The organism is Lysinibacillus sp. NPDC059133, assembly GCF_042755925.1.
Lineage (GTDB): Bacteria > Bacillota > Bacilli > Bacillales_A > Planococcaceae > Lysinibacillus.
This window is the reverse complement of the sequence record NZ_JBHZDH010000061.1, coordinates 17808-28825: the sequence shown is the minus strand read 5'-3', so window position 1 is coordinate 28825 and position 11018 is coordinate 17808. Positions and strand designations below refer to the sequence as shown.

7 protein-coding genes and 1 pseudogene are annotated in these 11018 nt (G+C 36.0%); 1 reads left to right on the top strand and 7 read right to left on the bottom strand.

Annotation, left to right across the window (positions count from 1 at the left end):
* Positions 1-500: 500 nt before the first annotated feature.
* From ACFXN8_RS22805 to ACFXN8_RS22790, 4 genes and pseudogenes are all read right to left on the bottom strand, one after another.
* Complete coding sequence (locus tag ACFXN8_RS22805; RefSeq protein WP_386847774.1) at positions 501-2690, bottom strand: DNA topoisomerase III; 2190 nt, start codon at positions 2688-2690, stop codon at positions 501-503.
* Positions 2691-3036: 346 nt separating this feature from the next.
* Positions 3037-3708, bottom strand: coding sequence for a DUF2306 domain-containing protein (locus ACFXN8_RS22800; protein ID WP_386847772.1), 672 nt, complete (start codon positions 3706-3708; stop codon positions 3037-3039).
* A 151-nt stretch (positions 3709-3859) separates the two neighbouring features.
* Entirely contained in the window at positions 3860-4540 is a 681-nt protein-coding gene (locus tag ACFXN8_RS22795; protein ID WP_386847770.1) for a 4'-phosphopantetheinyl transferase family protein, read from the bottom strand.
* A gap of 96 nt (positions 4541-4636) precedes the next feature.
* Positions 4637-5014 (bottom strand): annotated as a pseudogene (locus ACFXN8_RS22790) (beta-ketoacyl synthase N-terminal-like domain-containing protein).
* 693 nt (positions 5015-5707) lie between these two features.
* Between ACFXN8_RS22790 and ACFXN8_RS22785 the strand changes: the two are divergent.
* A complete protein-coding gene (locus tag ACFXN8_RS22785; protein ID WP_386847768.1) occupies positions 5708-6649 on the top strand; it encodes an NAD-dependent epimerase/dehydratase family protein in 942 nt (313 codons plus the stop codon).
* Between the two features lie 383 nt (positions 6650-7032).
* Here the strand turns inward: ACFXN8_RS22785 and ACFXN8_RS22780 are convergent, their stop codons facing one another.
* The 3 genes from ACFXN8_RS22780 to ACFXN8_RS22770 form a co-directional block, all read right to left on the bottom strand.
* A complete protein-coding gene (locus ACFXN8_RS22780) occupies positions 7033-8106 on the bottom strand; it encodes a glycosyltransferase (protein ID WP_376078544.1) in 1074 nt (357 codons plus the stop codon).
* A 480-nt stretch (positions 8107-8586) separates the two neighbouring features.
* A complete protein-coding gene (locus tag ACFXN8_RS22775) occupies positions 8587-9345 on the bottom strand; it encodes a hypothetical protein (protein WP_386847766.1) in 759 nt (252 codons plus the stop codon).
* A 1-nt stretch (position 9346) separates the two neighbouring features.
* Positions 9347-11018 (bottom strand): DEAD/DEAH box helicase (locus tag ACFXN8_RS22770; RefSeq protein ID WP_386847764.1); only part of this gene is annotated, 1672 nt, incomplete at its 5' end.

Below are 11018 nucleotides of genomic sequence, written 5' to 3'. Positions count from 1 at the left end.
TGATGTCCAAAATTTTGTTTCGTTCACCAACTCAAGGTTAGTTACTAAAAACTTTATTGATTACGTTTTGCTTGTTCAGTTTTCAAGGTTCATTTCGTTACTGTTTTCTCAGCAACAACTCCTATATAATATCATGTCACAAACTCGATGTCAACAACTAATTTTTTAAATGTAGTCGTTGTTTTTCAGAAGTTATCTTAGCGACTCGTATAATATTACTCTCTTAATTCGAAAAGGTCAACACTTTTTCTAAAAAAAATTATAACTTTTTCATTTCATTAAAAAACTTCCTATATAATAGTTACGTCTCTTCATCTCAAGTAAATTTATTTTTTTATTGCTAGCTAAACATCAAAGAGAAGCTGGGACTCAACCATGCCCTTTCTTTTTACTTAAATAAATACAAAGCCCAGAAAATTTTACTGTCCGTAAAACGTTCTGGGCTGCTTGTTATTTATTGAGGCTTTGTCTCAACCTCTTACCTATATGGTCTTATACGTCTAATCAAACTTCATCCCTTTTAATAAATTCGCGAACGCATTATTAATCGGTTCAACTTCTTTTTCCTGCTGCTTCATGTACTTCTGCACACTGCGCTTATCTACTTTGCCACCGCCTTCTTTTTTACGACGGGCTTCAAATGCAGATAGTTTTTCACGATATCCACATTTACATACGAAGATTTGGCCATCGCCTTCACCACGAAGCTCTAGCTTTTTCTTACATTGCGGGCATCGTGCATTTGTGACACGTGATACGTTTTTACGATGACCACATTCACGATCTTGGCAGACAAGCATTTTGCCTTTTTTACCGTTGACTTCAAGCATTGGCTTGCCACAATCAGGACAGGACTTTGTTGAAATATTGTCATGCTTGTATTTTTTATCGCTCCCTTTAATTTCAGCGACTATTTCTTGCGTATGCTTTTTCATTTCATTGATGAACACGTCTTTTTTCAACTTACCTTTTGAAATGAGCTCAAGCTTTTGCTCCCACTCAGCCGTTGTTGCAGGGGAACGTAATTCTTCAGGCACTAAATCAAGTAATTGACGACCTTTGGATGTAATGTAAATTTCTTTGCCGCCTCGTTTTTCTATTAAGAATGAATTAAACAGTTTTTCAATAATATCTGCACGTGTTGCAACTGTCCCTAATCCACCAGTTGATTTCAACGTATCTACAAGCTTCTTATCGTTCGTTTCCATATACTTCGTAGGATTTTCCATAGCTGATAGTAATGTTGCCTCTGTAAAACGTGCTGGTGGTTTTGTTTGGCCAGATGTTTGGGCAATTAGCTTTGTTTTTAACATTTGTCCTTGTTCTAAACGAGGAAGTAGTTGCTCTTTTACATCATCCGTTGATTCCTCATCATCAAAACGATTTTGATAAACTTCTTTCCAACCAGCAATAGTGACTGTTTTCCCTTTGGCAATAAATTTCTCATGTCCGATTTGAGCTTGTACGGTTAATTGCTCATATTCCTGTGCTGGGAATAATACAGCTAAAAATCGTTTTACTACTAAATCATAAATTTTACGCTCTTTATCATTGAATGCAGAAAAGTTCACATAGCCCTCAGTTGGAATAATGGCATGGTGATCGGACACTTTACTGTCATCTACAAATGATTTATTCGCTTTAATCGGCTTTGTTAAAATTTTATTCGCGAATGTACGATATTCACCGATGCCACATGCTTTTAGACGCTCAGGTAATGTGCCGACAATATCAGATGATAAGTAGCGAGAATCTGTACGAGGGTACGTCAGCACTTTATGAGATTCATATAGCTTTTGCATAATATTTAATGTTTCTTTTGCCGAATAGCCAAATAATTTATTGGCATCTCGCTGTAATTCTGTTAAATCATAAAGACCTGGGGCAAATGATTTTTTAGGCTTGCGATCAATTGAGGCAATCTTTGCATCTTGATTGCCTAATGCTTTGACAATAACGTCGACTTTTTCTTTATTAAAGCTACGTGAATTACCATTTGCGTCTTGCCATGTAAGTTTTAACGAATCTGTTTGTGCTTCAATACCGTAATACGTTTGTGGTTTAAAGTTTTTAATTTCATCTTCGCGTGCAGCAATCATCGCAACAGTTGGGGTTTGAACACGACCACAGTTCAGCTGTGCATTAAATCTTGTCGTTAAAGCTCGTGTCGCGTTTAATCCGATATACCAATCCGCTTCAGAACGAGCAACAGCAGCAGCATATAAATTTTCGTAGTTTTTACCCGGTTTTAAATTAGCAAATCCTTCTTTGATTGCTTTATCTGTAACAGATGAAATCCATAAACGTTTAATTGGCTTTTTTACATTCGCTTTATCTATAATCCATCGAGCAACTAATTCACCTTCACGTCCAGCATCAGTAGCCACAATGATTTCATTGACATCATTACGAGTTAACTGTGATTTGACCGCATTATATTGCTTACCCGTCTGCTTCATAACGACTAGCTTCATTCTCTCTGGCAACATTGGAAGGTCTTCTAAATTCCATGTTTTATATTTATTATCATAGGCTTCTGGATCGGCTAATGTTACTAGATGTCCTAATGCCCAAGTAACTATATATTTGTCACCTTCTAAAAATCCGTTCCCCTTTTTATTACATTTCAAAACATTTGCTATATCACGTGCAACTGAAGGTTTTTCAGCGATAACAACACTTTTAACCATATATTCGTACTCCTTTACTAACTATGTAATGTCTAATATACCACAAATTAAAATGTAGAAATTGTTTTGAACTATCTATAAAACCTCCATAAGCTTACAGCTAGTATTAGAGCTGCAACTTTTTTATGGTTTATGGTTTTTTGTGAAAAAGATTGAGGAATGATGTGCTTAAAAATATCTAAACTCTAATGTGTTGCAATGAAAGCACTAGACAGCAGTTGTTTAAAAGGAGTAAAAATTTGATATAGCTATAATTTTGTAAAAAAGAATGGACTGAATAAGATAAACCGTCCAGTCCATAACTTTTACCGTTCTCTACAAAAACATACTTATAAAAAAGATGCTTCTAAAGCCGATTTTTTTCTCTATTCCACATTCCCTTTTTGATAATAGGAGCAGTATAAATCCAAGCTATAATTAAGTTTGGCACCCAACATAGCCAAGCGATCACTACATAATATGATACATATGCTTCACCACCAAATATAAGAGCAAAGAACCCAAGCCATAAACGTAATGTGACAGCAACAAATGTTAAACTATAACTTCTAATCGCCCACGCTCGATGAAAGTAATTCTCACCTTTTATAGCGTAGTTAGTCACCATCAGGCCTGAATAAATCCATAAAATTGAAAGAAGAATAAAACCAATATGGGAAACAACCCCTCCAGTTGAATAAAAGGCAGTATAAAAACCTGTTATTCCTCCAATTAGAATTCCTCCCACATATGCATATCCCATGATTCTGTGGACAGCCAACTTATCTCTGCGTATCTTTTTAACAAATAAAAAGGGACCAATAAGTAACGAAATTGAAGAACCGATAATATGGATAAGTATCATAATATCCCATATACTCGAAAGCTTTTCTTGATAATAATACACTTTCACATAATAAAATCCAGAGTCAACCAAACCGATAATCCCATATTGAATAATGGCATATATAACGATACTAAACCCTAATACAAACATGCTCCATTTAAAAAACATTTTTATTTTACTGGATTCTGTCAAGAATACAGACCACCTTCCCGTTTTAAGAACCTAGGCTAAAAAGTATTAGTAAATGTTTTATATAAATTCACCTGACCTAGTATCAACACCGACGAACTTCAACCGTTGGTAGATATGCCTATTTAGCTTTTATTTCGTTTGACCCTTTTCTTTAATCAAATCCCCTTAGTAGCTTTTCAGCATGAAACATCTCCATTTTTTGTATATGATTCATCCCTTTTCCGCATACAGATATTTGATAATTGCTTTCGATTTGAAAAGTTTGTATCACTACATTTTGCTGTTTTCCATCTAATAATATTGTAGGTTCTTCAACATAAACATTTGTCTGTAGATGATTTGGTGATAAGCTCAGTCCTATACCAATCATTTTTAAAAAGCTTTCCTTTACTGTCCAAATCTTATAAAAGTATTTTACCGCTTCATAATTAGGAAGGGATTGTAACTTTGTATATTCTTCCTCTGTAAGGGCACCTTTCATTGTGTCAAAACAGACAGGCTTTATATATTCAATATCTACACCAATTTCATCCTCAGAAACTGCTAATACAACCCAACGCTTTGAATGAGAAATATTAAAATGAAAAAGGTCTTGATTTTGGATAAACGGCTTTCCGTACTTTGTAAAGCTTATAGAATTGGTATACTGATCAAATTGAGGGAGAACCTTTTTCAGCATCATATACCCTAGTAAACTTCTAATACTATCTTCTATATGATAAAATGACTTTATTTTCTTTCTTATATCAGGGGGAAGAAAACTAATCGCTCTATTGATTAGATGTTCATCTATCGAATCCAAGACTTTTACTAGATATAAATGGGTACTCATAATGTTATACCGAAGATAATTCTAGTTTCTCTGCTATTTGTTGCACAATCAGTTGTTCATACTGATGAATAAAGAAATGATCCCCTTCCATCCTCATTAATTCAAAGCTTTTACGTTCTTCCCCGCTAAACTTTCAGTTGGTAATCCGGCATCTTCAAATGCTTCATGTATCACTTCTAATAACAAACGTTGTTGCGGGTATAATAAGCTGGCTTATCTTGGCGATATTCCAAAAAATTCTGCATCAAACTCTGCAATTTTATCGAGAAACCCTCCCCATTTAGCTCTAGTTTTGCCTCTTTTTTTACTATTAGAATCATAATAACGATTAATGTTCCACCTATCTTTTGGTATCTCCGTTATAGAATCCTTCCCCTCTAAAATATTTTCCCAAAATCGATCTAGATTATTACCATTACCAGGGAATTTACACCCCATTCCAATAATAGCAATTGGCTCATTTTTTTGATTCATGCCTATCTACCCTTTGACTGTTTATAGAAGAACGCCAACAAAATACAGAACGGCGTAACATTATTTTACATTATTGCCAAAAGGTATATTGTGAACAAATCGTAATTTTTTCATTAACTTGTAATTTCATAGGTATATTCTTGTCTTTAAGTGGAAATATATTGAAAAATAATAAGTTGTATTTTAAAATATCAGTAGTAAAAATTCTCAACCGATACCTATTATTGAAATATTTTACATTTATAATCATTATCCATTTATCTTTTGAAAATTGTAAAATCATTTTTGTCTGCATAATAAAAAAATTTGAAATGTAAAGAATAGGAACTAGTTGATTATCTATCGTTTCAACAAATTACATTTATACTTTACTTTCGCAATCATTATCCTTTTTATCTTTTGAAATTGTAAAATCAATTTTTGTTGGATATTAGACAAAAATTGAAATTTCAAGTAATGGTAACTTGCAGTCTAAAATGTAAGTTTGAAAATTATAAATGTAATTCACACAATGATGATTGGGGTTTTTACAAAGAAATTAGGCTATTAGAGAAAGAAATAGTTATTATTCTTTTAAAGAATTGTCAGTCAATTAGAGTTGTAACAAAAAGTAATTGAACTTTACAAATGAGAAAGATACATCGTTTTATTTTTGATTAAATAACAAACTATTTTTTTTGGGGGTACTTCTAAATGAAAAATGAATATCATGCAATTTTTGGAACAGGTCCACTGGGACTAGCGATTATGGATCAGCTTATTCAAGAAGGTAAAAATGTACTTTTAGTGAATACGAGTGGAAAAGCGGATGTTCCTCCGTCTGTAAAGGTCATAAAAGGAGATGCTACGAAACTAGAAAGTGTAATGGATATTTGTAATTCTCATAAAATTTCAGTCCTTTATCATTGCCTAGGACTTCCCTATTCATCTTGGGCAGAGTTATTTCCAATAATGATGGATAATATTATCGAAGTAGCGGCAATTCAACAGATTAAAATAGTTTACGCAGATAATCTCTATGCATACGGTCCTCATGACAAACCACTTAACGAAAATGCTTCTTATAATACAGTTGGTATGAAAACAAAAGTGCGGGCTGAAGTAGCAACAAAATTAATGAATGCGCATAAATCTGGTAAGGTTCAAGCAACGATTGGGCGAGGTACGGATTTTTATGGACCACGTGTCAAAACTTCAGCATTAGGGGAACAAGTAATTAAAAATTTAATGGAAGGAAAGCCAGCAGATCTTCTGGGGAATCCTGATACGAAACACTCCTATATTTTTATACGTGATTTTGCTAAAGGACTTATAATGCTTGGAGAGCATGAAGAGGCATTAGGCGAAATTTGGCATATCCCTACGAACGAACCTAATACTACACGCACAATTGTACAAAAAGTTGCAGATGAGCTTGGTACAACAGCTAAGTATAGAGTTGCTGGGAAGTTTATTGTTAATATTGCAGGATTATTTAATTCCGATATGAAAGAGATTAAAGAATTAATGTACCAGCACTTATACGATTTTGTTGTAGATTCAAAAAAATTCAAGGGGAAATTCCCAATTTCAATTACCCCTCAAGATGAAGCGATTCGGCAAACGGTTGATTGGTATAAAACGGCCTATAAATAATGTAATGACAACTGTCGATGAACAAAAAACATATAGTATCTTACCAGTCAAACCAATAAGACAACAACCGTTACCCGAAGTTTGACTGGTTGCGATGGCCCTAATTCTATTAAAAGTAGGTGATGAAAAACGAATTGTTTTTCATCACCTACTTTTTTATAGACCTAAATAAAAAATGTTTACATTGAACTCATACTCAAGCTTCTATAACACATATGTTAGGTTGACAGAATATTCGTTAAATTGAAAGGGGATGAATGAATGGATGCTCGAACTTTCAGACCTCGGAATGTGATTTTTATGACGATTGTTGTTTTTGTATCGGTGTTAATTGGTTACGGTATATATATAAACTTTATTGATGTTCCCTTTCCTTGACGGCCTTACTTCTTTAACTGACTTAACAAGTATTTTCGGTTGTCTAGTATGCGCTGATCTTTCGGCTTATATTTACGTGCTGCCTCATTATGCTGATATGCATTTTCATAGAGACGCAAGCGATTGTATAACAAACTTAACTGTAAATGCGGAAGCCATGTGGAATAAGCATGCTTGTGAATAGCCATTGTCTGATCTATAGGCTGCTGTAATGCTTGTGAATACCAGTAAATGGCCTCCTTATTTTTCAATTGCTCCATAAAAAAATGACCGATTCGACAGCATGTTTCTGGTCTTGGTCGATCATATAATAATGATTGTAAAATAGCTTGTGTTGCTTGTTTTGAATCGTGTAGCTGTTGGTAGCAATCTGCTAAATTTAAGCAACCTTGAATATTATCATCAGTCGAGCCTTTTGTGGAATCTAGGAAAATATGATAGTGATTGATAGCTTCTAAAAATCGCTGATGAATTTTGAGCTCATTTGCGTAATGAAATGTTTCTCTAGCTGAAAATGGGTGCCCTTCTTTCTTTAAACGCTCATAAATAGTAATATTGCGATGAATATCACTTTTTCTTGGCAAATGTGTAACGGCTATATCGCTATGATAGAGCTGGCCTGTTACATCTAAATACTCATGGACGGCACCCCGCCACTGAAAATTACGTGCACGTTTTACGAGACGAAACCTTTTTTCACTTGATTCGACACAGCCATCAGCATCGAGCGTTACATAATAATCCATGGAAACAGCATCGACGTTAGGATGATATAGCGACTGCTTAAGCTGTAGGAACTTTTGCTGATGTTCTGTTGTGATTACATCATCAGCATCGAGCCATAAAATAAAATCTTTCGTAGCTTGCTGAAAGGAAAAGTTACGAGCTTTGGCAAAGTCATCACACCAGGTAAAGTCGAAAATTCGAGAGGTATAGTTTTGGACGATATTTTTTGTACGATCAGTTGAGCCCGTATCAATAATATTGATTTCATCCACTAAATGTTGAACGGAGTCTAAGCATCTTTCAATAATACATTCTTCATTTTTGACAATCATACATAAACTAATCGTAAACATCGGTCCCCTCCTTTTTTTGTAATAATATATGCGAGTTTAAAAATTTATCAAGGTCTTTTACCATTTTATCGCCTTACTTTTTGAATTTATCGCCCAACTTTGTTCATTTATCACCTAACTTTTTGTTTTTATCACCCAACTTTTCCGTTTTATCGACATTCACCTAAAAAGAGTATGACTTTTCGGCAAAACGAGGGGGCGCTTTCCTGGAGACGTCGGGGCAACAAATGTTTTCTGTGCGAAAGCGTAGTGCAACGTAGCGGCAGCGACAGGATGTTGGTCTCGAAGGCGTTATCACAGGATGTGATGCTTTTAGCCTTCGTTCCTCTATCGTTAATCCCCAAGGAGTCGCCCAGCCTACACTCCAATTAACTACTTCACATAGCGTGTATCTTTTGGACAACATCACAAATATTTCCTTGGCCACTTTTTCAATTGAAAAACAAAAAAACGAACGCTGCACACGTTCGTTTTTTTGCTTTATAAGTATTGCTTACGCCACTCTAGTTGTTCTTTTTCTGTGAGCTGTTGTTCTAGGTGCGGATCCCATTGATTTAACAGCGCATTCCATACACGAACGAACACTATACCTTGCTCTTTATCGTGAAGGACAAATTCGAGGCATGGGCTATCATTAATTTGTTTAGCGTCAGTTTGCACAATTTTTGAAACTATTTTTTGTGAAGCTCCAGCTCCAGCCTCTTCTCCATCCTCTTGCTGTAACGCTGCTATCAACATACCTTCTTCGAATTGCTCCTGCTTCTCAGCCTCTTCATCCACATAACGATAGAGCTCTGGCAGATTATCATATTCTTCCATATTGTTCTCATCGACAGCAAGAAATGCAAGATGGCATGGGCTATAGTAAAGGTTAGCCATTTCTACATCTAGCTCCTCCTCAAAGATGCCACGTTTCAGTTGCTGCTGTCCTTTAGATGTTAATCGATAGAAGTCTTCCTTTTGTTCAATAAGACTTACTCGAGACATTAATGATACTAAATCCTCAATAAATAATGGATCGACGAGCAATAACTCACTTAAATCTTGCGCACTTGCAAAATCTGCTTCCTGTATGCTGATTAACAGCATAGTCATCAAAACATCCATAGTGGAACGACGAACGGGCTCATAGGTCACTTCTACTGTTCGAATTGGGATGCACCATTCATCGGTTTTGACGATTTTAATATTTCGATTTTGCTGAAGTTCACGCATTAAACGCTGCTGCAATTTTGACAATCTACATCACCTGTCCTTCATGATTACGCAAACCGTTATAGGATTTCACTGTCTCTAACAGATTGCTGTACATCTCTCGTGTATCTTGATGCTTCGCACGTTTAGTAAACATCTCTGCACTTCCGACAAGTAGTAATAGCTCACGGGCACGAGATAAGGCAACGTTTAAGCGTCTGTAATCTTTTGCAAAGCCAACGTCTCCCCCTTTAGGTGTATTACGCACCATACTTACTAATATGACGTCCATTTCCATACCTTGGAACTTATCGACTGTCCCGGTTCTAAATTGAAGATGTGGTAGCTGTAATTCCTGTTGCAGAAGGCGATTAATTTTCTTTACTTGCTCCCCGTAGAAGCTAATAACCCCAACGCTTTTTTGTGCATCCTGAGGCATTCGTCCGGCTGCTTTAGCTTCGATAACAGCCTTATTCAAATCGGTTAAAATGCGTCGAATAGTTTGTAATTCACCTTCATTATAACGACTCGTTCCGCCCTTTACTTGCTCCTCTAAATAAGGTTTTTCAGTTGGAATATCGACCCATAGCAAATGATCATCTCTGCTAATAAATTGCCCTTCTAGGCAATGGTCTCGCGCTGCATCTGAATCTGGTAAACCACATTGCAAACCATTTTCCTCTTTCGCGTAAAACGGTGTGATACTGTGCATAATTTTCTCATGCATTCGGTACTGCAATGCTAGCATTTGCTTGTGTGTTTGCGGCAAGTTATTAAATAAACGTTCAAACAGCGATTCACGCAGCAAATTTTTTAATTCCTGCGCTCCGTCAAAGTTTGGATTTTCATCGAGCATCGCCTTTAACGTTTCCTCCAACGTATCATCTCCAAGTAGTGGAGGTAGCTGATGATGATCGCCCACTAAAATAATTTTCTTACCCTTAAGCATTGGCAATAATAGCTCTGGTGGTGTGGCCTTTGATACTTCATCAATAATGACAACATCAAATGTCGGATAGTTCTCCATAAATTCCTTACTTGCTGAAGCAACACATGTTGTACCGATAACATTCGCATGACGCACATATAATTTTCGAATTTCATCTAAATCATATTCAGTAGCGTTTTGCAGCTTGTCACGCCATTGCTCTTGTAATTTCTTTCGAAGAGGAAGCTGTTGTTCCTTGCGCTGCAATTCCCCTATCGTTACTTTGGAGGATGCAATTGCTTCCTCTACCTCCTCAGAAGTGCGCTCCGGTGTTGATTGTAGGAGTTTAGTGCAAGCTGTGAGTTGCTTCTCCTTCTTCAATCCAGCTATATTAATTTCTTTTATATTTTCCTCTAATTGTGTGAACTGTTGTTCAATCTCTTGTAAGCTAGTCTGCGCTGTTTGAAGTGCCGCTCTCTTTGGTAAGAGCTGTGTATTAGCCTGCTCTACTGCCTCCAGCTGTTGACGTGCTGTTTGAAGAGAAGATTTCGCTTGCGATACAAGTATTTTTAAATGCTCTACAGACTCTTCTGGTTCAGCATCCATTTGGAATGTCTCAGCTAGCTGCTGAAGTCGTTCTGTATGCTGTAAATATGGCTGCAATTGTCGCTGTATGCTTTGAACGTCAAAGCTTGTAATCGCGCATTCTTGATGTAATAAGCCTCCAATACCTTTACGTAACGACTCGAATTCCTGATCTTTATGCTCTTGTTGTTGTTTAAGAGCTATA